The organism is Phycicoccus sp. HDW14 (assembly GCF_011383005.1).
Taxonomy (GTDB): domain Bacteria; phylum Actinomycetota; class Actinomycetes; order Actinomycetales; family Dermatophilaceae; genus Phycicoccus.
Genome location: NZ_CP049935.1, coordinates 283,254 through 306,677, shown reverse-complemented (window position 1 = coordinate 306,677; position 23,424 = coordinate 283,254). Strand labels below are relative to the sequence as shown.

Annotated in this window: 26 protein-coding genes and 3 pseudogenes; 15 read left to right on the top strand and 14 right to left on the bottom strand. The window is 73.4% G+C overall.

Translation table 11 applies throughout. From position 1 onward, the window contains the following. The first annotated feature begins 33 nt into the window (after positions 1–33). Both G7075_RS01595 and G7075_RS01590 read left to right on the top strand, forming a co-directional pair. Complete coding sequence (locus G7075_RS01595) at positions 34–837, top strand: PIG-L family deacetylase (RefSeq protein WP_166118208.1); 804 nt, start codon at positions 34–36, stop codon at positions 835–837. A gap of 70 nt (positions 838–907) precedes the next feature. Next, positions 908–1,720, top strand: a complete 813-nt coding sequence (locus tag G7075_RS01590) for an SGNH/GDSL hydrolase family protein (protein ID WP_166118205.1) — start codon at positions 908–910, stop codon at positions 1,718–1,720. A 73-nt stretch (positions 1,721–1,793) separates the two neighbouring features. Here the strand turns inward: G7075_RS01590 and G7075_RS01585 are convergent, their stop codons facing one another. After that, positions 1,794–2,720: a universal stress protein gene (locus G7075_RS01585; protein ID WP_166118202.1), complete on the bottom strand. Its 927-nt coding sequence runs from the start codon at positions 2,718–2,720 to the stop codon at positions 1,794–1,796. 185 nt (positions 2,721–2,905) lie between these two features. Here G7075_RS01585 and G7075_RS01580 point away from each other — a divergent pair, with 185 nt between their 5' ends. The 4 genes from G7075_RS01580 (at position 2,906) to G7075_RS01565 (ending at position 6,672) form a co-directional block, all read left to right on the top strand. Next, entirely contained in the window at positions 2,906–3,562 is a 657-nt protein-coding gene (locus G7075_RS01580; RefSeq protein ID WP_166118199.1) for an RraA family protein, read from the top strand. Continuing rightward, positions 3,559–4,746: a PLP-dependent aminotransferase family protein gene (locus tag G7075_RS01575; RefSeq protein ID WP_166118196.1), complete on the top strand. Its 1,188-nt coding sequence runs from the start codon at positions 3,559–3,561 to the stop codon at positions 4,744–4,746. The genes G7075_RS01580 and G7075_RS01575 overlap by 4 nt, the downstream gene beginning before the upstream one ends. An 88-nt stretch (positions 4,747–4,834) precedes the next feature. Next, positions 4,835–5,557 carry a response regulator transcription factor gene (locus tag G7075_RS01570; RefSeq protein ID WP_166118193.1) on the top strand — a complete coding sequence of 241 codons (723 nt, stop codon included), beginning with the start codon at positions 4,835–4,837 and terminating at the stop codon, positions 5,555–5,557. Beyond that, positions 5,554–6,672: a cell wall metabolism sensor histidine kinase WalK gene (locus tag G7075_RS01565; RefSeq protein WP_166118190.1), complete on the top strand. Its 1,119-nt coding sequence runs from the start codon at positions 5,554–5,556 to the stop codon at positions 6,670–6,672. The genes G7075_RS01570 and G7075_RS01565 overlap by 4 nt, the downstream gene beginning before the upstream one ends. Here the strand turns inward: G7075_RS01565 and G7075_RS01560 are convergent. Then, positions 6,648–7,505 carry a DUF2202 domain-containing protein gene (locus tag G7075_RS01560; RefSeq protein ID WP_256378050.1) on the bottom strand — a complete coding sequence of 286 codons (858 nt, stop codon included), beginning with the start codon at positions 7,503–7,505 and terminating at the stop codon, positions 6,648–6,650. The two genes, G7075_RS01565 and G7075_RS01560, sit on opposite strands and share 25 nt — an antisense overlap. Positions 7,506–7,568: 63 nt before the next feature. Between G7075_RS01560 and G7075_RS01555 the strand changes: the two genes are divergently transcribed. Further along, positions 7,569–7,766, top strand: a complete 198-nt coding sequence (locus G7075_RS01555) for a hypothetical protein (RefSeq protein ID WP_166117770.1) — start codon at positions 7,569–7,571, stop codon at positions 7,764–7,766. A gap of 80 nt (positions 7,767–7,846) precedes the next feature. On the opposite strand, the gene G7075_RS01550 is transcribed toward G7075_RS01555, so the two are convergent. Beyond that, positions 7,847–8,005 (bottom strand): hypothetical protein, encoded by a 159-nt coding sequence (locus G7075_RS01550; protein ID WP_166118184.1) that lies wholly within the window; start codon positions 8,003–8,005, stop codon positions 7,847–7,849. A 5-nt stretch (positions 8,006–8,010) separates the two neighbouring features. Then, positions 8,011–9,468, bottom strand: coding sequence for an NAD(P)/FAD-dependent oxidoreductase (locus G7075_RS01545; RefSeq protein WP_166118181.1), 1,458 nt, complete (start codon positions 9,466–9,468; stop codon positions 8,011–8,013). A 608-nt stretch (positions 9,469–10,076) separates the two neighbouring features. Here G7075_RS01545 and G7075_RS01540 point away from each other — a divergent pair. From G7075_RS01540 to G7075_RS01520, 5 genes and pseudogenes are all read left to right on the top strand, one after another. Further along, positions 10,077–10,958 (top strand): NAD-binding protein, encoded by an 882-nt coding sequence (locus tag G7075_RS01540; RefSeq protein WP_166118178.1) that lies wholly within the window; start codon positions 10,077–10,079, stop codon positions 10,956–10,958. Continuing rightward, positions 10,900–11,586 (top strand): annotated as a pseudogene (locus tag G7075_RS22365) (SLAC1 anion channel family protein); the annotation flags it as partial. The gene G7075_RS01540 and the pseudogene G7075_RS22365, both read left to right, overlap by 59 nt. 196 nt (positions 11,587–11,782) lie before the next feature. Next, positions 11,783–11,968, top strand: coding sequence for a hypothetical protein (locus G7075_RS01530; RefSeq protein WP_166118175.1), 186 nt, complete (start codon positions 11,783–11,785; stop codon positions 11,966–11,968). 5 nt (positions 11,969–11,973) lie between these two features. Then, positions 11,974–12,687: a PIG-L family deacetylase gene (locus G7075_RS01525; protein WP_205860596.1), complete on the top strand. Its 714-nt coding sequence runs from the start codon at positions 11,974–11,976 to the stop codon at positions 12,685–12,687. Continuing rightward, on the top strand, positions 12,684–13,136 hold the full coding sequence (locus tag G7075_RS01520; RefSeq protein WP_305849801.1) for a rhodanese-like domain-containing protein: 453 nt from the start codon (positions 12,684–12,686) through the stop codon (positions 13,134–13,136). Before G7075_RS01525 ends, G7075_RS01520 begins: the two co-directional genes overlap by 4 nt. On the opposite strand, the gene G7075_RS01515 is transcribed toward G7075_RS01520, so the two are convergent. The 4 genes from G7075_RS01515 to G7075_RS01500 all read right to left on the bottom strand — a co-directional run bounded on the left by G7075_RS01515 (position 13,126) and on the right by G7075_RS01500 (position 14,834). Continuing rightward, on the bottom strand, positions 13,126–13,878 hold the full coding sequence (locus tag G7075_RS01515) for a sigma-70 family RNA polymerase sigma factor (protein WP_166118169.1): 753 nt from the start codon (positions 13,876–13,878) through the stop codon (positions 13,126–13,128). The genes G7075_RS01520 and G7075_RS01515 overlap by 11 nt on opposite strands. A gap of 21 nt (positions 13,879–13,899) precedes the next feature. Next, complete coding sequence (locus G7075_RS01510; protein ID WP_166118166.1) at positions 13,900–14,106, bottom strand: DUF2892 domain-containing protein; 207 nt, start codon at positions 14,104–14,106, stop codon at positions 13,900–13,902. A gap of 106 nt (positions 14,107–14,212) precedes the next feature. Further along, entirely contained in the window at positions 14,213–14,500 is a 288-nt protein-coding gene (locus tag G7075_RS01505) for a metal-sensitive transcriptional regulator (RefSeq protein ID WP_166118163.1), read from the bottom strand. Positions 14,501–14,513: 13 nt separating this feature from the next. After that, positions 14,514–14,834, bottom strand: a complete 321-nt coding sequence (locus G7075_RS01500; RefSeq protein ID WP_166118159.1) for a rhodanese-like domain-containing protein — start codon at positions 14,832–14,834, stop codon at positions 14,514–14,516. 71 nt (positions 14,835–14,905) lie between these two features. Here G7075_RS01500 and G7075_RS01495 point away from each other — a divergent pair, with 71 nt between their 5' ends. Together G7075_RS01495 and G7075_RS01490 are read left to right on the top strand one after the other, a co-directional pair. Further along, positions 14,906–16,285 (top strand): rhodanese-like domain-containing protein, encoded by a 1,380-nt coding sequence (locus G7075_RS01495; protein ID WP_166118156.1) that lies wholly within the window; start codon positions 14,906–14,908, stop codon positions 16,283–16,285. A gap of 2 nt (positions 16,286–16,287) precedes the next feature. Next, positions 16,288–17,115 carry a sulfite exporter TauE/SafE family protein gene (locus G7075_RS01490; RefSeq protein WP_240917807.1) on the top strand — a complete coding sequence of 276 codons (828 nt, stop codon included), beginning with the start codon at positions 16,288–16,290 and terminating at the stop codon, positions 17,113–17,115. Here the strand turns inward: G7075_RS01490 and G7075_RS01485 are convergent. The 5 genes and pseudogenes from G7075_RS01485 to G7075_RS01465 form a co-directional block, all read right to left on the bottom strand. Beyond that, positions 17,099–18,603 (bottom strand): annotated as a pseudogene (locus G7075_RS01485) (SulP family inorganic anion transporter). The gene G7075_RS01490 and the pseudogene G7075_RS01485 overlap by 17 nt on opposite strands. A gap of 253 nt (positions 18,604–18,856) precedes the next feature. Beyond that, positions 18,857–19,090: pseudogene (locus G7075_RS22360) on the bottom strand (MerR family transcriptional regulator); the annotation flags it as partial. Between the two features lie 151 nt (positions 19,091–19,241). Beyond that, entirely contained in the window at positions 19,242–20,327 is a 1,086-nt protein-coding gene (gene ychF / locus G7075_RS01475) for a redox-regulated ATPase YchF (protein WP_166118151.1), read from the bottom strand. Between the two features lie 231 nt (positions 20,328–20,558). Then, complete coding sequence (locus tag G7075_RS01470; protein ID WP_166118146.1) at positions 20,559–21,074, bottom strand: NUDIX hydrolase; 516 nt, start codon at positions 21,072–21,074, stop codon at positions 20,559–20,561. A 109-nt stretch (positions 21,075–21,183) separates the two neighbouring features. Next, a complete protein-coding gene (locus G7075_RS01465) occupies positions 21,184–21,669 on the bottom strand; it encodes a glutathione peroxidase (RefSeq protein ID WP_166118143.1) in 486 nt (161 codons plus the stop codon). A gap of 112 nt (positions 21,670–21,781) precedes the next feature. Between G7075_RS01465 and G7075_RS01460 the strand changes: the two genes are divergently transcribed. Next, on the top strand, positions 21,782–22,972 hold the full coding sequence (locus tag G7075_RS01460; RefSeq protein WP_166118140.1) for a DNA recombination protein RmuC: 1,191 nt from the start codon (positions 21,782–21,784) through the stop codon (positions 22,970–22,972). On the opposite strand, the gene G7075_RS01455 is transcribed toward G7075_RS01460, so the two are convergent. Next, complete coding sequence (locus tag G7075_RS01455) at positions 22,954–23,409, bottom strand: GNAT family N-acetyltransferase (protein ID WP_166118137.1); 456 nt, start codon at positions 23,407–23,409, stop codon at positions 22,954–22,956. The genes G7075_RS01460 and G7075_RS01455 overlap by 19 nt on opposite strands. Positions 23,410–23,424: the final 15 nt, after the last annotated feature.

Sequence of the window (23,424 nt, the reverse complement as noted above, 5' to 3'; positions counted from 1 at the left end):
CCCCGTGTCGGGGGCGGTCGGCATGATGGGCGGGTGCCGACCATCGTCTTCCTCCACGCCCACCCCGACGACGAGGCCTCCCAGACCTCCGGGACGATGGCCCGCGCCGTCGACGAGGGGCACCGGGTGGTGCTCGTCGTCTCCACCGGAGGCGAGCACGGCACCTCCCCCGACGACCTCGCACCCGGCGAGACCCTCGTCGACCGGCGCCGTCGCGAGCTCGAGGCCTCGGCCCGGGCCATCGGCGTCCACCGCGTCGTGTGGCTGGGCTACAGCGACTCCGGCATGACCGGCTGGGAGCAGAACGCCCACGACGGTGCGTTCACCTCCGCCGACCTCGAGGAGGCGGGCCGGCGGTTCGCCGACGTCCTCGACGAGGAGGACGCCGACGTCGCGGTCGGCTACGACTGGCACGGCGGCTACGGGCATCCCGACCACGTGCAGGTGCACCGGGTGCTGCACCGGGGCGTCGAGCTCGCCGCCCGTCGCCCGCGCGTCCTGGAGTCGACGATGAACCGCGACGCGATGCGCGGGATGTTCGAGGCCGCCCGAGCCGCCGGCATGGACGGCGACTGGGACCCCGACGCGCCGATGGACGACGGCAACCCGATGGGCACCCCTGCGGCAGAGCTGCACTGGCGGGTCGACGTCCGCGACCGAATCGAGCGCAAGCGGGCCGCCCTGGCCTCCCACGCCAGCCAGACCAGCGATGTCGGGATGATGCTCGCGATGCCGCCCGAGGTCTTCACCACCGTCTTCGGCTTTGAGCACTTCATCGAGCCCGGGCGCCCCGAGGGGATGGTCGAGGCCTGGCCGTTCGCCCCGGTTGCGGGGTGAGCCGACCCGGGTGAGAGTGAGCGCACCCGGGGCGCGTCGTCGCCCGTGACGCCGCACGAAGGAGTGCCCGTTGTCCGCTCGCCCCCGCCTGAGGTCCCTGGCCGCCGCCGTCGCGGCCCTCCCCCTGCTCCTCGCCGCGACGCTGCTGCCGTCGGCGGCCGCCGCCGAGCCCGACCAGTACGTCGCCCTCGGTGACTCCTACGCCGCCGGCAACGGCACCGGGTGGCCCGACCTCAGCCTGTCCTGCTACCGCAGCAGCCTCGCCTACGCCCCGCTCGTCGCGAAGGCCCGCCCGAACACCAGCCTGTCGTTCAAGGCCTGCTCGGGGGCCGAGACCGGGGACGTGACCGGCGGCCAGACCGCCGCGCTGTCGGCCTCGACGGACTTCGTGACCATCAGCATCGGCGGCAACGACGTCGGCTTCACCGATCTCATCCTGTCCTGCTTCAGCAGCTGGGACGAGCTGCTGTGCCGCTCCACGGTCGCCAAGGTCGACTCTCGCATCGACGCGCAGCTGCCCGCGAAGCTCGACGCGACGTACGCCGACATCCGCACCCGTGCGCCCGGAGCCAAGGTGATGGTCGTCGGCTACCCGAAGCCGTTCGGCGCCTCGGTGTCGTGCACGCAGGCGAGCGGGGTCAACAGCCGGGAGTCGGTGCTGCTCAACGGGGTCGCCGCGCACCTCGACCGCGTCGTCGCGGCCCGGGCGGCCGCCGCGGGCTTCACCTACCTCGACCCGGTGCCGTCGTTCACCGGCCACGACGTCTGCGCCTCGACCCCGTACGTCTGGGGCAAGGCGACCGGCCTCCTCGACATCTACCACCCCACCAAGGCCGGCTACCGCGACGGGTTCGCTCCGCTCGTGCGCGCGGCGATGGGCTGAGCCACCCGCACCGACGACACCGACCGGCCGCAGCCCTGCGGTCGGTCGGTGTCGTCCGTCGGGTCGCCGGACGTCAGTGGACGACGGCCACGGGGACGGGCGCGCGCTGGGCGACGGCCCGGCTGACGCTGCCCATGAGCAGCCCCGCGAAGCCGCCTCGGCCCCGCCGCCCGACGACGAGCAGGTCGGCCTCCTCCTGCCGGGCGACCTCGAGGAGCGCCGCCGCCGGCTTGCCGTGGCGGACGACGACCTCGAACGGCACCTCGGGGTGTGCGGCGTGCGCACCGGCGAGGGCGGCGCGGGCCGACCCGACGAGCCGCGACTCCGTGCGCGACCAGCGGTCGCTGCCGGGCTCGGTGACGACGACGCCGTCCTCGATCTCGACGGTCCACGCGGTGACGGCCGTGACCCGGCCACCGACCGACGCGGCCTGTGCCACGGCGTACGCGACCGCCCGCGCCCCCGCCTCGCTCCCGTCGGCGCCGACGACGACCCGGTGCGGCTCGACCGGCGGCAGGGACTCGGGCACGACGACCACCGTGCCGTGCCCGTGGGCCACGACGGCCAGGGCCACCGAGCCGAGGACCAACCGCTCGAGCCGGTCGTGCGCGGAGGCCCCGACGACGACCGTGGCCCGCTCCGAGAGCCCGACGAGGACGGCGGACGGCGAGCCGAACGGCACGTGGACCCGGACCTCGAGCCCGGGGTGGCGGGCCGTGAGCCGGCCGGCGGCCACCTCGAGCCGGGCCCGGGCGTCGGTCTCGAGCTGCTCCCCGTACCACGGGGTCTCGGCCGCGAAGACCGAGTACGGGGTCATCGCGATCCCCAGCTCGACCACGTGGACGAGGTCGAGGCGCACCCCCTCCCGGACGGCGAGGGCCGCCGCCCACGCGAGCACGGCGTCCTCGTGCGAGGACCCGTCGAGCGCGGCGACGACCGGTCGGGGGCCGGTCCCTTCACGGGGCTGGCCCGACTGCCTGGAGAGCTCGTTCTCGGCCATGCCCCCACTCTCCTCCGCCGCCCACCGGGGTGCCGTCTCGTGCGTCACACGCGGGGTGTGACCCCGCAGACGTGGGAACGCACGCCGGGTGCGGCAGACGGGGGATGGACGCCGGTTGCCGCGGACGGGGGACGGCCCGGAGACTGCTCGGACCGACGGGACGCCGCACGAGGAGAGGACACCCCATGACCGAGCAGGGACTGCAGGACCGGCTGGCGGCACTCTCGACGACGAGCCTCGTCGACGCCTCGTCCGTCCTGCGCGTGCTGCCGCACCGGCTGCGCCCGGTCGTGCCCGGGGGGCACCTCGTGGGCCGCGTGGTCACGGCCCGGGCGAACCGCGACCTGGTGTCGGTCATCCACGCGCTGCGGGACTGCGGGCACGGTGACGTCCTCGTCGTCGACGCCGGGGGCGGTGACCGGGCGGTGGCCGGCGAGCTGTTCGGCACCGAGGCCCAGCGTCGCGGCCTGGCCGGGCTCGTGGTGCTCGGGCGGACTCGCGACACGGCCGCCCTCTCGAGGTTGACGATGCCCGTGTGGTCGGTCGGGTTCGCGCCCAACGCCTTCGGCGCATCGGCGTTGCCGGAGACCGGGGTTCCGCTGTCGCTCGACGGGGTCGAGGTGCGCCCGGGTGAGGTGCTCGTGGGTGACGACGACGGCCTCGTCGTCGGGTCCGAGGAGGAGATGGCGGCCGCGCTCGCCGGGGCCGAGGCCATCGAGACGCGGGAGAAGGACCTGCAGGCCCGCATCCTCGCCGGCACCTCGCTGTTCGACGTCATGACCTACGACGAGCACCTGGCCGCCCTGCGCGAGGGCCGGCCGGGCGGGCTGGCCTTCGGATGACCGCCTTCGCCCGACGCGCCGAGCGCGTGCAGCCCTCGGCCATCCGCGAGTTCCTCTCCCTCGCAACCGACCCGCGCATCACGTCGTTCGCCGGGGGCTACCCGGACCCGACGCTCTTCCCGGTGGAGGAGCTGCACGAGATCTACGCCTCGCTGCTGACGGCCGACAACGCCTCGGCGCTGCAGTACACCGCGTCCGAGGGGCTGCCCGAGCTGCGCGCCCTCGTCGCCGCCCGCCTCACCGCCGACGGGATGCCCTGCACCGCCGACGACGTGCTCATCACCCAGGGCGGCCAGCAGGGACTCGACCTGACGGCCAAGCTCTTCGTCGACGCCGGCGACGTCGTCGTCACCGAGCGGCCCACGTTCCTCGGGGCGCTCATCGCCTTCAACCCGTGCGAGCCGTCGTACCGCTCGGTGCCGATGGACGACGAGGGGATGGACACCGTTGCGCTGGAAGAGGTCCTGCGCACGACCGACCGGGTCAAGCTCGTGTACACGGTGCCCGACTTCCAGAACCCGACCGGCCGGACGATGAGCCTCGCCCGGCGCCGGCACCTCGTCGAGCTCGCCGAACGGTACGACGTGATGATCCTCGAGGACACGCCCTACCGCGAGCTGCGCTACGAGGGCGAGCGGTTGCCGACCATCCGCAACCTCGACCCGAACAACCTTGTCGTGCACCTCGGTTCGTTCTCGAAGATCCTCGCGCCCGGCCTGCGGCTGGGGTGGGCGCTGGCGACGCCGGAGGTCCGCGAGAAGCTGGCCCTGCTCAAGCTGGCCGCCGACACGCAGAACGGCACCCTGAACATGCGGGCGGCCGCCGCGTACCTCGGCGGTCACGACGTCGAGGCGCACATCGCCTCGATGCTCCCGGTGTACCGGCACCAGCGCGACCTCATGCTCGCGACGATGGCCGAGCACTTCCCGCCCGGCATCTCCTGGACCCGGGCCGAGGGCGGCCTCTTCACGTGGGTCACCTTCCCCGAGGGGCTCGACCTCGCCGCGTTCCAGCGCGACGTCCTCATCCCCCGGGCCGGCGTCATCATCGTGCCGGGTACACCGTTCTTCGCCGAGCGGCCGGAGGCCCACCACGCCCGGATGAGCTTCTCCGGCGTGCCGGACGACCGGATGGTCGCCGGCCTGCGCGCGATGGGCTCGTTGCTGGCCGACGCCCTCGGTTGACCGGGAGCGACCGCCGGACGGTGGGCGGGTCGCATACCCCTAAGGGTATGATGGTGCTGCCCGACCCCGACCACGAGGAGGTCGTCCCGTGGCCCGACGTGTGCTCGTCGTCGACGACGAGCAGGAGATCCGGACGGTCCTGCGCGCCTACCTCGAGCACGAGGGCTTCGACGTCGCCGAGGCCGGCACGGGAGCCGAGGCGCTCCGCCGCAGCCTCGCCACCGACGGCACCGCGCCCGACGTCGTCCTCCTCGACATCGGTCTTCCCGACCTGGGCGGCCTCGACGTCCTGCGCACCATCCGTCGCTCGTCCGACGTCTACGTGCTGCTCGTCACCGCCCGCGCCGACGAGGTCGACACCCTCGTGGGCCTCGGGGCCGGCGCCGACGACTACGTCACCAAGCCGTTCAGCCCCCGCGAGGTGGTCGCGCGGGTCGGGACCGTGCTGCGCCGCTCGGCCGACCGGGCGGCACCGCACGTCCCGGACGAGCGCGTGCTGCGCTTCGAGCGGCTGACCCTCGACGAGCGGCGCCGCGAGCTGACCGTCGACGACGGTGAGGTGCGCCTCTCCACCCTCGAGTTCGACCTGCTGCACGCCCTCGCCGCGTCGCCGGGGCGCGTGTTCTCTCGTGCCCAGCTGCTCGAGAAGGTCTGGGGCTACGACTTCTACGGGGACGAGCGGGTCGTCGACGTCCACGTGCGCAGCGTGCGTCGGGCCCTCGGCGACGACGCCGCCGACCCCCGCGTCATCGGTACCGTGCGAGGGGTCGGCTACAAGTTCCTCCTACCCCGGGCCGGGGCGGCGTCGTGAACCGGCTCGCGGTGCGACTCGTCCTGTCCCACGTCCTCGTCGCCGTGCTCGGTGGGCTCGCCACCTTCCTCGTGGTCCGCACCCTCACCCCGGCGCTCTTCGACCGGATGATGGGCGGCCAGGGCTCGATGATGGGCCAGGGCCGGGGTGGCACGCTGCGGGGCCAGGTGGCCGACGCGGTGACCCAGGCGCTGCTCGTCGGGGTCCTCGTCGGCGTCGTGGCCGCCACCGCCTTCGGCGCGGTCGCGGCCCGACGGCTCGTCAGGCCGCTGCGCCAGCTCAGCGACACGACCCGCGAGATCGCCGCCGGTCGCTACGACGTGCACGTGGGCCGCCCCCGCGAGGACGAGCTCGCCCTCCTCGCCGACGACGTCAACACCCTCGGCCGCACGCTCGCCGAGACCGAGTCGCGGCGCGTGCGCCTCCTCGGCGAGGTCGCCCACGAGATGCGAACCCCGTTGACCGTCATCGAGGGGTCCGTGGAGGGGATGATCGACGGCGTGCTGGCCGTGGGCCCGGAGCGCCTCGGCCTCGTGAGTGACGAGGTGCGCCGCCTCCGCCGGCTCTCCGACGACCTGTCGGCCCTCTCCCGCTCGGAGGAGGGCCGCCTGGGGATGGTGCTCGCGCCGGCGGACCTGCGCACCGTGGTCGCCACCGCTGCCGAGCGGCTGCGCCCCCAGGCGGAGGACGCCGGGGTGGCCCTGGGGGTCGGCGTCCCGGACGACCCGGTCGTCGTGGCCGTCGATGGCGACCGGCTCGGGCAGGTGGTGACCAACCTCGTCGGCAACGCCCTGCGGGCCACGGGCTCCGGCGGGCGGATCGACGTGGAGGTCTCCTCCGCCGGCAGCACGGCCTCGGTGACCGTCACCGACACCGGGGAGGGCCTGGCACCCGAGGACGTCGAGCGCGTCTTCGAACGGTTCGTCCGGGTGCCCGAGCGGCGCCGCAGCGGCACCGACACCGGCTCGGGCATCGGCCTCACCATCGCGCGCGGCATTGTCGCCGCGCACGGCGGCACCCTCGACGCGCGCTCGCCGGGCCGTGGTCGTGGGGCGACCTTCACGGCTCGGCTCCCGCTCGTGCCGGCTGGTCAGGTGGGGTCGACGTCGGCGTAGGGGCAACCCCCGCCCGCCCCGCTTCCCGAACCGTTGCGAGCGCCGTTGCCGAGGCCGTTGCCCCCGCGGCGACCGGGGCCCATCATCCCGCCGGAGGTGGTGGCACGGCGGGAGCGCTCGCCCGGCATAGCCGTGCCGGTGCCGGTGCCGAGGTCGCCGGAGACGGCGCGCTCGAAGGCCGCCAGGTGGTTCCGGGACCCGTCGAGGAGGCGCCCTAGGACGGCATCGACGTCCGCCGGGAGATCGGCCGCGATGCTCTTCTCGAGGTCGGCGATGTCGCGCTGCTCGAGCTCGACACCGACGCGGTAGGCATCCGCGAGTGAGGACCGGCCCTCGGCGAGCCAGCCGTCGTAGAGGTCCTGCACGGCCGGGACGGCATAGGTCCCGGCGGCCAGGCCGACGGACGGGTCGGCGACGTCGTAGCGCTCGAGGAGGGCCCCCACGGCCTCGAGGTGCCGGTCCTCGCTCGTCGTGATCATGCCGAAGGGCCGGGCACCGTCGTACGTGGCGGCCAGGGCGGCGTACAGGTCGCGGGCCATCCGCTCCTCCTCGCGAGAGAAGGCCAGGGCGCCGGCCAGGGCACCCGCGTCCGTGGCGGGGCCGTCGTCGGGGTGCCTGCCGAGGACGTCGTCGCGGTCCCGGCCGCCGCCTGGCCCACGGCCAGGCCTGCGGCCAGGAGGGCGCCGATGCCCAGGCCCGCTGCCGTCCGGCGAATCGTCGTGCTCATGGTGTTCTCCTCGGTGGGTCGGTTCGTGGGGTGTCCACTCGCAGGGAACCGCGAACGGATGAAGGGACTCCCGTCCCGACCGTGAAGCCTTCGTGAAGGTCCACACCGCACGACCGGCGACTCGACGACTCGACCCGAGTTCGCGCGATTGATACCCCCTAGGGTATGCTTGCCAATCACGACCCCGACCTTCGAGGAGACCGGCATGTGCCGAGCAGTGACCTGCCGCAAGTGCGGCAAGACGACCTGGGCCGGCTGCGGCCAGCACGTCGACAGCGTGATGCGCGGCGTGCGCGCGAGCGACCGCTGCCAGGGCCACGAGGACGAGCCGAGCACCGGCTTCCTGGCCAAGATGTTCGGCCGCTGAGCGCCTGACACCACCGACGAGCGCGCCGGACCCGATCGAGTCGGGCCCGGCGCGCTCGTGCGTCCGGGGTGCGCGTGGGGTCAGTGATGACCCTTGAGCACCATCCGCACGATGCGCAGGTTGAACGCCGCGAACCGGTACGCCTGGTAGGGCAGGTTCCGCCGCATCCGCAGGGTCCGGGCCGTGGGCAGCGGCGCGCTGCGCAGGTCGGGGGTGGAACTGAGGGTTTTGTCCGTCATGTCGCTCACTCCGGGATCAGCTGCCAGCCGAGGCGACCCTTGGCCTTGTGGATGAAGAGGTGGTGCATCATCAGCTTCGCCCAGTGGCCGCTGAGCCCGATCTCCCCGCGGGTGTCGGCCAGGTCGCGGCCGGTCGGGTGGACGGAGTAGTCGGGAACGACGGGCATCATCGTCATCGCCGCGGCGGACCCGCGACGCATTCCGGCCCCGGCCGAGGCGACGCAGGCCGCACCCATGTGGGCCATCGACGCCTCGTGGGCGGGGCGGTCGTCGCCGTGCTTGATGCGGTCGACGATGGTGAGCGCAGCCGTCTTGCCCATGACGCCGGACGGCATCCCGGTGCGCGGCGGCGAGGGGGCGATGAGGGTGCCGTTGGGACTCTTGCGCGGCCGGGAGATCTGGTGCGGTGGCGCGAAGGCGATGCCGACTGCGAAGACGTTCGGGTGGCCCACCGCCTGGTAGGTCTTCGGCCAGTCGCTGCCGCGCCACTCCTCGTACGGCTTGGCGGTGTAGTCGGCGTCGACCTTCATGAAGCCGCTGGGGGCGAAGAGCTCGGACGTGATGTCGGCGCCCTCGCGGTCGAAGGCCTCGAGCGCCACCCCGCCGAAGGGCGGCAGGAGCATCCCGAAGTCGAAGGCGAGCTCGTGCATCTCGCCGTCGAGGGTCTCGTAGTGGACGACGCCGGGCTCGACCCGGTGGACGTGTGCGCCGAGGATCGCCTCGACGCCCCGCTCGCGGTACAGGCTGGAGGTCCACAGCTCCGACGTCGTCTCGAAGCCGTGGTCGTCGAACGTCATCCCGTCGACTCCGAAGTCGCCGAGGTGCGCCTCGTTGGTCAGGTACACGAGGCGGGCGCGGTCGCGCACACCGGCTTCGCGCAGCTCGTGGTCGACGTTGAAGACGTACTCGAACGCGGCGCCCTCGCAGGTGCAGGTGCCGTGGCCCATCCCGACGACGAGGGTCTGCGGCTCACCGGCCCGGAGGCGCTCGATCGTCGCCCGCAGCTCGGTGGCGGCGTGCACCGCGTGGTCGGCCGTGCAGACGGAGACCGTGTGCCCGGCGTCCGGACCGAGCCCGGGCGTCATCCCGAACTTCAGCTGCGGCCCGGTGGCGTTGACGAGGTAGTCGTACCGGATCCGTTCGGACTCCCCCGCCCGGTCCGGGCTGGTGTACACGACGTCGACGGCCCCCCGCTCGTCGTCCAGGTCTCCCTCGGGGCGGATGGCGACCGCCTTTGCCTGCCGGTAGCCGATGCCCTTCTTCGCGTACACGGGGGCGAGGGGGAAGACGACGGCCTCCTTGGGCATCCTCCCGACGCCGACCCAGATGTTGCTGGGGATCCAGTTCCACTGCGAGTTCGGGGAGACGACGGTGACCGCGCTTCCCCGGGGTAGCAGGCGGCTCAGGTGGAGCGCGGCGGTGTGCCCGGCGACTCCGGCCCCGAGGATGACGACGTCAGCCATGGCGTCTCCTTCGACGTGGGTGGTGGTCTCACCATATACCCTTGGGGGTATCATCACGCGTGATCGACGGCACATCCATCCTTACCCCCATGGGTATATGGTTCCGGCATCGGTCGACCCGAGACGAGGCACCGGATGTCCACTCCCCCACGCGTCGTCGTCATCGGCGACCTCGAGGCGACCCGGCTGCTCTGCACCCTCCTCACCGACGAGGGCGTCACGACCCTGCACCTCCTCGCTCCGGACGAGACGTCCCTCCGGTCGGCCTTCGCCGGCGGTGTCGACGGCGTCGCAGTCGTCGTGCGCGGCGACGTCGCCGCCCTGCGCTACGCCCTGCTCGCCGAGAGCCTCCAGCCCTCGGTCGCCATGGTGGTCACCGTCTTCGACCGAACCATCGGAGCCCAGCTCGCCTCCGTGGCGCCGCACTGCACCGTCACCTCGCCGGCGGACGTCGCGGCACCCTCGGTGGTGGCGGCCTGCACCGAGCCGGGCGCCCTCGCCGTGCTCGGCGGTCGCGGCGCCAGCAGGGTGGTCGTCGACGACGACGGCACCGCCGTGCAGCGGCCGTACCACCCGAGACGCCCGGGCCCCGCCGAGCGACTGGGCCGGTGGCTCCCCCGCCGGCACGGGGCACACCGGGCCTGCTCGCCGCAGGGCTGGCGGGGTTGTCCGGGATCATCGCGACCGAGTGGCTCCTCGCCGTGGCGGTGCTCCACGAGGGCGTCCCCGACGCCTTCTACGCGGCCGGACGGCTGGTCGCCACCGTCGGCCCGGCCGATGCCTCCGCCCACGACGCACCCGGGTGGTACCTGGTGGTCTCCGCACTGCTCATGCTGGCCGGCATCGGCTTCACCGGGGCTCTCGTCGCGGGCCTCGTCGACTGGATCGTCGGGACCCGCACGACCTCACTGGTGGGGCCGCGCAGCCTCCCGCGGCGCGACCACGTCATCCTGTCCGGCCTCGGCCAGGTCGGCCTGCGCGTCGGCCAGCTCCTGCGGGAGGTGGACGTGCCGTGCGTCCTCGTCGAGCGCACGGCGGCGGCGCGCAACCTCCCCCACGCGCGGGCGAGCCGGCTGCCCGTCGTCATCGGCGACGCGGCCGAGCGTGCCGTGCTGGAGCGCGTGGGACTGGTACGGGCCCGCGCGCTGGCGGCGCTCGGGTCCGACGACCTCGACAACGTCGCGGTCGTCATCAGCGCCCTGGCCCTGGCTCCGGACGTGCAGACGGTGCTGCGGGCCGGCGAGGACCCGGCCGTGCAGGAGACCACGTCGCTGTTCCGGATCGGTCGGGTCACGGACGTCTCGGCACTGACCGCCGCCTGGGTCTGCGCGTCCGTGCGGGGCCGGCGCCCGGTCGTCGCCTACGCCCACGCCGGTCTCGTCGGAGTGCTCACCGACCGGGGAGACCGCCGCCGGAGCACCCCGGTCCGCTGTGACTGTTATACCCCTAGGGGTATATACTCGGCGCGTGAGGGACACCGTGGTGACTGACACCGACACTGCTCCGACCGGGGCGGGCACGCAGACCACAGCGGCCGTGAACGACCCCGAGCACTCCCTGGCACACCTACCGGTGACCCTGTTCGCCTCGGTCATGGGGCTGGGCGGGCTCTCCCTGGCCTGGCGCCGCGCCGCCGTGGTGTGGGACCTGCCGCGATGGCCTGCCCTGTCCCTCCTCGGCCTCGCGAGCGCCTCGTTCCTCGTCGTCGCAGCCCTGTACACGCTCAAGTGGGTCCGGCACCCCGCCGCCGCGCGCGCCGAGCTGCGCCATCCGGTGCGGATGACCTTCGCGCCCACCGTGACGATCTCGCTCCTCGTGCTGGCCACCGCAGGCCAGGACGTGGCGCCCGCGCTCGCGTCGGCCCTGTGGTGGGTCGGTGCCGTCGGCCACCTCGCCGTCACGGTGGCCGTGCTCAGCGCGTGGTTCTCCCGCCCGGACATCGGCCTCGGCCAGGTGACCCCGGCATGGTTCATCCCGGTGGTCGGCAACGTCGTCACGCCGCTGGCCGCCGCGCGGTTGGGGTCGGTCGAGCTGGCCTGGTTCGCGTTCGGCGTCGGCCTCGTCTTCTGGATGGGGCTGCTCCCGCTGCTCCTGCACCGGGTCCTCCTGCACGACCCCCCGCTCCCCCGAGATTGCTGCCGACCATCGCGATCTTCGTGGCGCCGCCGGCCGTGGCCATGCTCTCCTGGCAGGCGCTCACCGGTGCGGCCGACGGCGTGGCCGTCCGTCTCCTCTACGACGCCTCGATGGTCTTCGTCGTGCTCCTCCTGGCCCAGGTGCCCGAGCTGCGCCGGCTGCCGTTCGGGCTGCCGGCGTGGGCCTACACCTTTCCCTGGCGGCGGCGTCCGCGGCCGCCGTCTCGATGGCCGCCGTCCGCCCGCAGGCGGCCTACGACGTCGTCGCCGTCCTGCTCCTCGGTGGCGCCACGCTGCTCGTGTTGGCGGTCGCCGCGCTCACCCTGCGGGCGGCCGCCCGTCGGCTCATCTGCGTGGCGGAGTGAGTGCCGTGCACTGGCCCCCGGACTGGCAGCGCGTCCTCGTCGTCGTGGCACACCCGGACGACGAGTCGTTCGCGCTCGGAGCCCTCCTCGACCGGTTCGCGGAGGGCGGCGCCGAGGTCCACGTGCTCTGCCTGACCCGAGGAGAGGCCTCGACGCTGGGCGCCGGATCCGTCGACCTCGCCACGGTGCGGGCGGCCGAGCTCGCCTCTGCCGGGCAGGTCCTCGGCATGGCCTCCACGATCGCGATGGCCCACCCGGACGGGACCCTCGCGAATGTCGACCCCGACCTGCTCGCTGCGGACGTCGACCGCAGCATCGAGCGGACGCGGCCCGACGGCCTCCTCGTCTTCGACCCCGTCGCCGGCGTCACCGGACACCCCGACCACGCGGCGGCGTCGGTCGCCGCGATGGGCGCCGCCGGTCGCGCCGACCTGCCGGTGCTCGGGTGGGCCCTGCCGCAGTCCGTCGCCGACAGCCTGAACGCCGAGTACGGGGCCGCGTTCGCCGGGTACCCGCCCGATGGCCTGCGTGAGGTCACCGTCGAACGGCGGCGTCAGCGGATGGCCATCGCCTGCCACGCGAGCCAGGCCGTGCCGGGCAGCGTGCTGTGGCGCCGCCTCGAGCTGCTCGGCGACCGCGAGTACCTGCGCACCCCCGGTGCCGCCCCCTCGACGCCCACCGCACCCGCCGCACCCACCATCCCAGGAGCATCCTCGTGACCCGTCGCACGACCACCGCACTCGTCCTGGCGCTCGCCCTCGGCGGGACCCTCGCCACCTCGGGGTGCGGTTCCTCCGAGCCGTCCGTCGCCGTGTCCGGAGGACCCACGGCCTCCGCAGCCCCCGCGGCCGGCAGCGCGCTCGGCGCGGCCGACTTCGCGGCGGCGCTGCACCGCCCCGGCACCACGATCGTCGACGTGCGCACCCCTCAGGAGTTCGCGCAGGGCCACCTGGCCGGCGCCGTGAACATCGACGTCTCCTCCCCCGACTTCGCGGCCCGGCTCTCCGCCCTCGACCCGGGCGCGCCGTACGCCGTCTACTGCCACTCGGGCAACCGCTCCGGTGCGGCCGTGGCCTCGATGGCGCAGCTGGGCTTCACCGGCGCGTACCACCTGGCCGGCGGCATCGGCGCCTGGCAGGAGGCCGGAGGCGAGGTCGTCACAGGCTGAGCCGCTCGGCGATGGCCGGGGGCACCACCGAGTCGGGGTCGCGCAGCCGGCCGACCGCCGCCGACACCCCGACGATGCTCGCGTAGAGGCCGGGGCAGGTCGGGCAGGACGCGAGGTGCCCCTCGAGGAGGGACCGCTCGCGAGCTCCCAGCTCGTCGTCGAGGTAGTCGCCGACGAGCGAGCGGGCCTCCGAGCAGCGCATGGGTACTCCCTCCATGGCCAGGTGACGGTCCGCGTCGTCGGCGAGCAGGGTGACGAGCAGGGCCCTCCCACGCCGCAGCCGTTGCTTCGCGGCCGGTACGCCGATGCCGTGCACCGTCGCCACCTCCGCAGAGGTCAGTCCCTGCATGTCGTGCAGGACGACCGCCGAGCGCAGGATGACCGGCAGGTGCTCCAACGCATCCCGCAGGTCGGCGCGCTCCTCCGCCCTCGCGAGCACCACCTCGGGGTCGACGGTGTACGCGTCGTCCCGCCAGGCCGCCTCGACACGGGCCATCAGCTCCTCGTCGGCGGTCGGTTCCGGGGTGCGCCGCCGTCGGGTGTCGAGGAAGCGCCGGTGCATGACCCGGTGCAGCCACGTGGTGGGGGAGCTGTCGCCCCGGAACGTGCCACCCCGGGCCACGGCGCGCTCGAGGGTGTCCTGCACCAGGTCGTCCGCATCGGCCCGGTTCCGCGTCAGGTACACGGCGTAGCGCACCAGACCGGGGAGCTCCTCCGCGAGGACGTCGGGGTCGAGGGGCATGGGCGGACCCGGGCCGGGGGCTCAGCGGCGGACCGGGCAGGTGCTCAGGCCGAACACCCGGTAGAGCGGGCAGAAGCCGGTGAACGCCGTGACGGCCAGCACGGCAGCCACGACGAGCAGCACGATGCCGAGGACGGACCCCAGCCCGGTGAGCAACGCGACGCCGAGCGCCACGAGGGCGAGGACGAGGCGGACGATCTTGTCGGTGGAGCCGACGTTGGCGGTCATGGCGGGTGTTCTCCTTCTGGTCGGGCCGGTCCCGGGTGGGACCGGTCACCTCCTTGGACGGCCGAGCGGTCCGCAGGGATACATCGATCCGCCGCGGTCGCCGCCCTCAGGCGAGGGAGAGGAAGAGCTTCTCCATCGCGTCGACGTCGACCTGCCGTGAGGTCGGGTCGAGGAGGCACTGGCGCAGGCCGAGGGCGATGACGGCGAAACCGGCCCGGTCGACCGCCGTGGAGACCGCCGACAGCTGGGTGACGATGTCGCGGCACGCGCGGCCCTCCTCGATCATCTTCACGATGCCGCCCAGCTGGCCCCGGGCGCGGTTGAGCCGGGCGACGACGGCCTGCATCTCGTCGGCGTCGAGCGGTGCACCCGGTCCGGGCGCTCGCGTCGTCATCGCGGGTCCACCATCACGCGGCCAGCGGACCGCGGACGAGCGGACCACCCGCCGCGACCCAGGCGGACGTCCCGCCCTCGACGGACACGGCGTCGTAGCCGAGCGAGGTGAGCAGGCCGGTCATCGAGCGGCTGCGGTTGCCGCTCTGGCAGATGACGTGCACGACCCGGTCGCGGGGCACGGGTCCCAGCGCCGAGGTGATGCGGCTCATGGGGGCGAGCACCGCACCGGGCACGTGGCCGGACAGGTACTCGGCCGGTTCGCGGACGTCGAGGACGAAGGCGCCGTCGGCGTGCCGGGCGCGGAGCGTGGGGATGTCGACGAGCTGGGTCATACCGACAAGCATACCCCCTGGGGTATAGTGTTCCGCAACGACCACGCCACGACGACCACCGGGAGGAACCCATGATCTTCACCCAGTACTACCTCGAGTGCCTGTCCCAGGCGTCCTATCTCGTCGGCGACGAGTCGACCGGGAAGGCCGTCGTCGTCGACCCCCGACGGGACGTCGAGGAGTACCTCGACGACGCCGCGGCCAGGGGCCTGACGATCATGGGGGTCGTCAACACCCACTTCCACGCGGACTTCGTCTCCGGCCACCTCGAGCTCGCCCGGGAGACCGGCGCCTGGATCGGCTACGGCGAGGCCGCGTCCGCCGACTTCCCGGTCCGCCACCTCGCGGACGGCGAGCGGATCAGCCTCGGCGAGGTCACCCTCGAGGTGATGGCGACCCCCGGTCACACGCCGGAGTCGATCAGCGTCCTCGTCCTCGAGCACCCGGGCGACGAGGTCCCCTACGGCGTGCTCACCGGCGACGCCCTGTTCATCGGCGACGTCGGCCGCCCCGACCTCCTCGCCTCGGTCGGCGTCAGCGCCGACGAGCTGGGCCGGATGCTCTACGACTCGGTGCAGCACAGGCTGATGGGCCTCCCCGACGCGGTGCGGGTCTTCCCCGCCCACGGCGCAGGGTCGGCCTGCGGCAAGAACCTGTCCACGGAGCGGCAGTCGACGATCGGCGCCCAGCGGGCCTTCAACTACGCGTGCCAGCCGATGTCCGAGGAGCAGTTCCTCGCCGTCGTCACGGAGGGCCAGCCGGCCGCTCCCGGCTACTTCGTCTACAACGCGACGCTCAACAAGCAGGAGCGGACCGTGCGTGAGACCGATGCGACCGTCCCCGCCCTCACCGACGCCGAGGTCGAGCAGGCGCTGGCGTCCGGGGCCGTCCTGCACGACGCCCGCGACGTGCAGGAGTTCGCCGCCGGGCACCTGCGCGGCTCGGTCAACGTGCCTGCCGACGGTCGGATGGCCGAGACGGTGGGGATGGTGTTCGCGCCCGGGCAGCCGGTCGTCGTCATCGCCCCCGAGGGCGTCGAGCAGGAGGTTGCGACGCGCTTCGCCCGCATCGGTTTCGACCACGTCCTGGGCTACCTCCCGGACCCCGAGGTCTACTTCCTGTCGCACCAGGACGACGTCGAGCGGGCCAGCCGGCTCGGTGCGTCCGCCGCGGACGACGCGGTGGCCGACCCCGACGTACAGGTCGTCGACATCCGCAACGCCGGGGAGGTCGCCGCCGGGATGGTCCCCGGAGCCCGTCACATCCCGCTGGCCGAGCTGGCCGACCGTGCGGGCGAGCTCGATGCCGGGCGCCCCGTGCTGGTCTACTGCGCCGGCGGCTGGCGCAGCAGCGTCGCTGCGAGCCTGTTGCGCGCCAAGGGTCTTGCCGACGTGTCCGACATCCTCGGCGGCTACGGCGCCTGGGACCAGGCGCACCGCCGGAGCGCCTGACGGTGCTCGTCGTCACGATCGTCGCCGGGGCCGTCATCGGCCTGTCGATGGGGGCCCTCGGCGGCGGGGGCTCGATCCTCGCCGTCCCGGTGCTCGTCTACGCGCTCCTCCTCGACCCCCGGGAGGCCACCACCGCGTCGCTCGTCATCGTCGGGGTGACGGCGATCGTGGCCGCGGTCAGCCACGCCCGCGCCGGCCGCGTCGACTGGCGGGCCGCGCTCGTCGTCGGGGCACTGGGCGTCCCGGCATCGGTCGGCGGCACGCTGCTCAACCGCGCGGTCGACCCGCAGGTGCTGCTGCTCGCCTTCGCCGGGCTGATGCTCGTCGCGGCGGTCGCGATGTACCGGCGGTCACGGGCCGCCTCCCCCGTTCCGGCGCGCACCGGCGCCGGTGGGAACCACCTGGCCCGGGTCGTCTGCGTGGCCCTCGTCGTCGGCTTCCTGACCGGCTTCCTCGGGGTGGGCGGCGGGTTCCTCATCGTGCCCGCGCTGGTCCTCGCGCTCGGCTTCGGGATGCCCACGGCGGTCGGCACGTCGCTCGTCGTCATCTCCCTCACCAGCCTCGCCGCCTTCGTGGAGCGGATCGGTCACGGCGGCATCCCCTGGGCGGTCGTCCTCCCCTTCGCAGCAGCGGCCGTCGCTGCCTCACTCCTCGGAAAGCGCCTCTCCGAGAACGTCTCCGGGACGACACTCACGCGGGCGTTCGCCGTCATGCTGGTGCTCGTCGCCGGCTACGTCGGCGTGCGTGCCGGGAGCCAGCTCCTCGAGCCACCCCACAGCACCGCCCTCGCGCGGGTGCACGACGCGCCGGGGGTCAGTGCGCCCCGGTGACGTGCCCGGCGAGCCGCTCGTGCCGCTCCTGGCTCGCGTCGTTCAGACCCACGACGGTGACCTCCTTGCCCTTGGCCGCGTACCTGGTCCGGATGGCGTCGAGCGTGGCGACCGACGAGGCGTCCCAGATGTGGCTGCGGGACAGGTCGATCACGACGTTCGGGGGGTCGCCCACGTAGTCGAACTGGTGGACCAGGTCGTTGCTGGAGGCGAAGAACAGCTCACCCACGACGGCGTACACGCGCGTGTCCTCGTCGGGGTGGGCGACGTCGACGACCTGGGTGAAGTGGGCGACGCGTCGGGCGAACAGGACCATCGCGACGACGACACCGACGATGACCCCGATGGCGAGGTTGTGGGTGACGACGACGACCACCACGGTCGAGACCATGACGAGCGTCTCGCTCCGGGGCATCCGGCGCAGGGTGGCCGGCCTGATGCTGTGCCAGTCGAAGGTGCCGACCGAGACCATGACCATCACCGCGACCAGGGCGGCCATCGGGATCATCCCGACGAGGTCGCCGAGCCCGACGACGAGGACGAGCAGGAAGGTGCCTGCGAGGAACGTGGAGATGCGGGTCCGGGCGCCGGAGGCCTTCACGTTGATCATCGTCTGGCCGATCATGGCGCAGCCGCCCATGCCGCCGAAGAAGCCGGTGATGATGTTGGCGGCGCCCTGACCCCAGGCCTCGCGGGTCTTGTGCGAGTGGGTGTCGGTGACGTCGTCGACGAGCTTGGCCGTCATCAGCGACTCCATGAGCCCGACCAGCGCCATGGCCAGCGCGTAGGGGCCGATGATCCTGAGGGTCTCGAGGGTCAGCGGAACGTCGGGGACGAACAGGCCGGGCAGGCTGTCGGGGAGCCGGCCCTCGTCGCCGACGGTCGGCACGGCGATCGCGGCGCCGACGGTGACCACGGTGAGCCCGACGATGGCGACCAGGGGCGCGGGCACCGCGGTCGTCACCCGGGGCAGGAGCACCATGACGACGATGCCCACCGCGACGAGGGGTAGACCGCCCACGGGACCCCGACGAGGTGCGGGACCTGGGCCATGAAGATGAGGATGGCCAGGGCGTTGACGAAGCCGACCATGACCGAGCGGGGCACGAAGCGCATCAGCCGGGCCACCCCGAACACCCCGAGGACGACCTGGATCAGCCCACCGAGGATGACGGTGGCGATGAGGTGGTCCATACCGTACTGGCGCATCACCGGCGCGATGACGAGGGCCACGGCGCCGGTCGCCGCCGAGATCATCGCCGGACGGCCGCCGAGGAAGGCAATCGAGACCGCCATCGTGAACGACGCGAACAGCCCGACGCGGGGGTCGACGCCGGCGATGATCGAGAACGAGATGGCCTCGGGGATCAGGGCGAGGGCGACGACGAGGCCGGCGAGCACCTCGGTGCGCAGCCGCTTCGGCGAGCGCAGGGCGGCGCGCACGGAGGTGACGTCCCGTTCGTGCGGGAACGTCGTCGTCTGGTCCAGCGCGGGGCTGGGCGGGGTCTCGGACACGGTGCTGCTCCTGGGTGACGTGCGGACGGCCACACGGGCCGGTGCCGGCACGACGTCGTGCGCGGGCGAGGTCTGGGGCGGGGCGGGCTCTAGTGCAGCTCGTCGCGCAGCTGGTCGGCGAAGGCCTGGGCGCTGTCGACCCGCTCGCGCAGGACGGCGAGCTGGTGCTCGACGAGGCTCTGGTACGTGGCGAGCCGTTCGGTGAGGGTGGCGCGCGTCGCCGCCGACAGGCGAGGGCGGCCAGCCGGTCACGCAGGTCGATGAGGTCGCGCATCTCCTCGAGGGTGAAGTCCAGCGGCTTCATCCGCTTGATGAGCAGCAACCGGGCCACGGCCTCCTCGCCGTAGAGGCGGAACCCGCCGCTGCTGCGCCGGGCCTCCGGCAGGAGCCCGACCTCCTCGTAGTGGCGGATGGTGCGCAGGCTCAGCCCGGTGCGCTCGGCGACGTCGCCGATCTGCATCGTGGCGACCTGCGCGTCGGGACCCATGCACACCGCTCTCGTCATCGGGCCGCGCGGGGTGGGAGTGGCTCGGCCCGCGCACGGCGTCATCCGGGCCACGCCCGACCCTACCCTCACGTGAGGGTAGGGTCGTCATCGGCGACGGTGCGCGTCAGACGTTGAAGCGGAACTCCACGACGTCGCCGTCCTGCATGACGTAGTCCTTGCCCTCCATGCGCGCCTTGCCGGCGGCCTTGGCGGCGGCCATCGAGCCGAGCTCGTCGAGGTCGGAGAACGAGACGATCTCCGCCTTGATGAAGCCACGCTGGAAGTCGGTGTGGATGACGCCGGCGGCCTGCGGGGCGGTCCAGCCCTGCCGGATCGTCCAGGCCCGCGACTCCTTGGGGCCGGCCGTGAGGTAGGTCTGCAGCCCGAGGGTGTGGAACCCGACGCGCGCCAGCTGGTCGAGGCCCGACTCCTCCGCGCCGAAGGACTGGAGCATCTCGAGGGCGTCCTCCTCGGACATCTCCATGAGGTCCATCTCGAGCTTGGCGTTGAGGAACACCGCGTCGGCCGGCGCGACGAGAGCGGCGAGGCGGGCGTGCAGGTCGGTGTCGGCGAGCTGGTCCTCGTCGAGGTTGAAGACGTAGATGAAGGGCTTGGTGGTCAGCAGGCCGAGCCCGGCGGCCATCGCGAGGTCGACCCCGGCGGCGGCACCGTGCGCGTACAGCGTGTGACCCGCCTCGAGCACCTTCTGCGCGGCCAGGGCGTTGTCGAGGAGCGGCTTGGACTCCTTCTTGATCCGCGCCTCCTTCTCGAGCCGCGCGACGGCCTTCTCGAGGGTCTGGAGGTCGGCGAGGACGAGCTCCGTGTGGATGGTCTCCATGTCCGACTCGGGCGAGACCGCGCCGTCGACGTGGACGACGTCGCCGTCCTCGAAGGCCCGCACGACCTGGCAGATGGCGTCCGCCTCACGGATGTTCGCGAGGAACTTGTTGCCCAGGCCCTCCCCCTCGGACGCGCCGCGCACGATGCCGGCGATGTCGACGAAGGAGACGGTGGCCGGGAGGATCTTCTCGCTGCCGAAGATCTCGGCGAGGCGGGCCAGCCGCTCGTCGGGGAGCGGGACGACACCGACGTTGGGGTCGATGGTCGCGAACGGGTAGTTCGCCGCCAGCACGTTGTTCTTCGTGAGGGCGTTGAACATCGTCGACTTGCCGACGTTCGGCAGCCCGACGATTCCGATGGTGAGCGCCACGGCGCGTCCTCCTGGGGTTCGTGCGCGCGCCGGCCGGACGGGCGGGCGCGACCACCCATCGTGCCGCACCGGCCCCGGCGGGCCGAAATCGTCGCGTGGGCGGCCCGTGCCCGAGAGATGGGTCAGGCGGTGAGCGCGGAGACGACGATGTAGCCGACAATGCCGACGCTCACGAGCGCCAGCGCCCCGAGCAGCACGAGCGCGAGGCGGTTCTCGTCCTTCATGCCGCGATCACGCGGCGCCGCCGGGCAGCGCGCCGTCCTCGAGGTACAGGGTCTCCCCCGGCGACCACGAGGCGACGGCGGTGAGCATCCGGGCCGTGTACGGGGCCACGTGGTCGGCGGCGGCCGCCGGGTCGACCCAGTGGGCGCCGGCGATCTCGCGCGGAAGGAAGCGGGCCGGGTCGAGCTCGCCGTCGAAGACCCCGAGGTCGAAGAGGAAGAGGTGTGCGTCGTCCCAGCCGCGCCACGGGGGCAGCCAGTTGACGGCGACGAGCCCGCCGACCGCGACCTCGAGCCCCAGCTCTTCGTCGATCTCGCGCGACACGGTGGTGGCGGGCGGCTCGCCGGGGTCGACGACGCCACCCGGCAGGTCCCACTCCTGCTTGTAGGACAGCTCGCACAGGAGGACGAGGCCGGCCGGGTTGCGCAGCAGGCCCTGGGCGATGTTGCGCTTCTTCGGCAACCGGTTGTTGAGGATGGCGATGCGGCGCAGGCGCTCGGCCTCGGTCTCCTCGCGTCTGGCCATGGACCCGAGGCTACGCGAGAGCCCGGGCCGCCCGGAGGCCGCGCCGATCGGAGGATCGCCCCCGTCATGGCGGGGACGATCCTCCGTCCGGGACCGCCCGCCGGACGCCTCAGGCGGCGAGGGCCTTCTCGATGGCGCCGCGCAGCTTCTCGGGCTTCGTGCTCGACCCGAACCGCTTGATCGGCTGCCCGTCACGGCCGACGAGGAACTTCGTGAAGTTCCACTTGATCTTCTCGCTGCCCAGGGCGCCCTTCGCCTCGCTGCGCAGCCAGCGGAAGAGCGGGTGGGCGTCGTCGCCGTTGACCTCGACCTTGTCGAAGAGCGGGAAGGTCACCCCGTGGTTGACCCGGCAGAACTCGCCGATGTCCTCGGCGCTCCCGGGCTCCTGGCCGCCGAACTGGTTGCAGGGGAAGCCGAGCACGACGAGCCCCTGGTCGCGGTACTCCTGCCAGAGCGCCTCGAGCCCGTCGTACTGCGGGGTGAAGCCGCACTGCGACGCGGTGTTGACGACGAGCACGACCTGGCCGGCGTAGTCGTCGAGCGTCTGTGGCGCACCGGAGAGGGTGGTGGCGGAGAAGTCCTGGAGCACGGGCACGGGGGCGTCCTTCCGGTGTGGCGGCAGGCTGCCGCGAGGGTCGTGCGTGGTTCGGACCCCCCGCCCGGCGTGGATTGCCGCGCCTGTCGGTGGTCGCTGCGAGCATCACGGCATGGACGGATGGGTGTGGGTTCTCCTCGGGGTGGTCCTCGGTGCGCTCGGGGCGGCCGCCGTGGCGCGGCTGGTGTTCGCGGCCCGGGTCGCCTCGGTCGAGACCGAGCGCGACCTGCTGCGCGAGCGGGTGCTCGACCTCGAGACCTCGCTCGCCGAGGACATGGAGACCGCCGCCCTGCTCGCCCCGCTCAAGGACGCCCTCGTGCGGGTCGAGCAGCACGTCGGCGTGCTCGAGCGCGACCGGGTCGAGCAGTTCGGCTCGCTGCGTTCCCTCCTCGGGCGCGTCGAGTCCGAGACCCAGGGCCTGGGGCGCGCCACGGCCTCGCTCGCCGGCTCGCTGCGCTCCTCGTCGGTGCGCGGCGCCTGGGGCGAGGTGCAGCTGCGCCGCGTCCTCGAGGCGTCCGGGATGCTCGCCCGCTGCGACTTCGACGAGCAGGTCACCGCTCTGAGCGCCCACGACCGGCGGGTCCGCCCAGACGTCGTCGTCCGGCTGCCCGGCGGCAAGTCCCTCGTCGTCGACGCCAAGGCCCCGATGACCCACTTCCTCGACGCCCAGGCCGAGGACCTGGCCGACGACGAGCGCGCGGCCCTGCTGCGCCGGCACGCCGACGGGCTCGCCTCCCACGTCGCCGCGCTCTCGGGCAAGGAGTACTGGTCGGCCTTCCGCGACGGCCCCGAGGTCGTCGTGTGCTTCGTCCCCAGCGACGCGATGCTCGGTGCCGCGCTCGCCGCCCAGCCCTCCCTCCACGAGCGCGCGCTCGCCCAGCGCGTCGTCCTCGTCGGCCCGGGCGCGCTGCTGGCCCTCCTGCGCACGGTGGCCTTCACCTGGCAGCAGGACGCCCTCTCCAGCAGCGCCCGCGAGCTGCTCGACCTCGGCCGCGAGCTGCACGCCCGGCTGGCCACCCTCGGCGGCCACACCGCCAAGCTCGGTCGCAGCCTCCAGGGCAGCGTCGAGGCGTACAACGCGATGGTCGGGGCGCTCGAGTCGAGGGTCCTGGTCACCGCCCGGCGGATGCGCGAGCTCGACGTCGTCACCGACGACCTCGACGTCCTCGAGCCGGTGCGCTCCGGGCCGCGCCCGCTCACCGCCCAGGAGCTCATCGACGCCGTCACGGCACCGGACGCCCGCCCGCAGCTCCTCGACGATCTGCCCGAGCCGGGGCCGGAGGGTCAGAGGTCGATCTCGTAGTGGAACGAGAGGGGCCCGCCGACGCCCTCGGTCGCGTGCAGCCCTTCGCTCTCGTAGAGGGCCCGCGCCTCCGGGTCGTCCCCGCTCGTCGCGAGGTCGAGCAGGTCGCAGCCTCGCCCGCGCGCCCGCTCCAGGGCCGCCCGCAGCAGCGCCCGTCCGAGCCCCGTACGCCGCACCGAGGGGTCCACCCACAGCTCGGCGAGGTAGGCCTCGTCGGCATCGCTCCACAGCGACGCCCGGTACCGGACGACGGCCACCCCGTGCTCGTCGCCGACGAGCACGTCGGTGTCACCGGACGCCACGAGGTCGCCGAGCCGGGACGCGAGCGCGTCCGCGCCCGGCGTCGGGTCGTCGTAGGCGGTGTTGAACTCGTGCAGCAGCCGGCCGGCGAGCGCGAGGGCGCCCGGCGTCGTCGCGAGGGTGACGCGGGCGTCCATCACGACCTCCCGGGC

Excerpts from the sequence above, each read along its gene's own strand:
- G7075_RS01515 (WP_166118169.1), bottom strand. The coding sequence starts at position 13,878 with ATGCCCCTCGACCCCGACGTCCTCGCGGAGGAGCTCCCCGGTCTGGTG.
- G7075_RS01575 (WP_166118196.1), top strand. The coding sequence starts at position 3,559 with ATGACCGCCTTCGCCCGACGCGCCGAGCGCGTGCAGCCCTCGGCCATC.
- G7075_RS01550 (WP_166118184.1), bottom strand. The coding sequence starts at position 8,005 with ATGACGGACAAAACCCTCAGTTCCACCCCCGACCTGCGCAGCGCGCCG.
- G7075_RS01470 (WP_166118146.1), bottom strand. The coding sequence starts at position 21,074 with ATGGCCAGACGCGAGGAGACCGAGGCCGAGCGCCTGCGCCGCATCGCC.
- G7075_RS01460 (WP_166118140.1), top strand. The coding sequence starts at position 21,782 with ATGGACGGATGGGTGTGGGTTCTCCTCGGGGTGGTCCTCGGTGCGCTC.
- G7075_RS01505 (WP_166118163.1), bottom strand. The coding sequence starts at position 14,500 with ATGACGACGCGAGCGCCCGGACCGGGTGCACCGCTCGACGCCGACGAG.
- G7075_RS01580 (WP_166118199.1), top strand. The coding sequence starts at position 2,906 with ATGACCGAGCAGGGACTGCAGGACCGGCTGGCGGCACTCTCGACGACG.
- G7075_RS01495 (WP_166118156.1), top strand. The coding sequence starts at position 14,906 with ATGATCTTCACCCAGTACTACCTCGAGTGCCTGTCCCAGGCGTCCTAT.
- G7075_RS01510 (WP_166118166.1), bottom strand. The coding sequence starts at position 14,106 with ATGACCGCCAACGTCGGCTCCACCGACAAGATCGTCCGCCTCGTCCTC.
- G7075_RS01545 (WP_166118181.1), bottom strand. The coding sequence starts at position 9,468 with ATGGCTGACGTCGTCATCCTCGGGGCCGGAGTCGCCGGGCACACCGCC.
- G7075_RS01455 (WP_166118137.1), bottom strand. The coding sequence starts at position 23,409 with ATGGACGCCCGCGTCACCCTCGCGACGACGCCGGGCGCCCTCGCGCTC.
- G7075_RS01585 (WP_166118202.1), bottom strand. The coding sequence starts at position 2,720 with ATGGCCGAGAACGAGCTCTCCAGGCAGTCGGGCCAGCCCCGTGAAGGG.
- G7075_RS01500 (WP_166118159.1), bottom strand. The coding sequence starts at position 14,834 with ATGACCCAGCTCGTCGACATCCCCACGCTCCGCGCCCGGCACGCCGAC.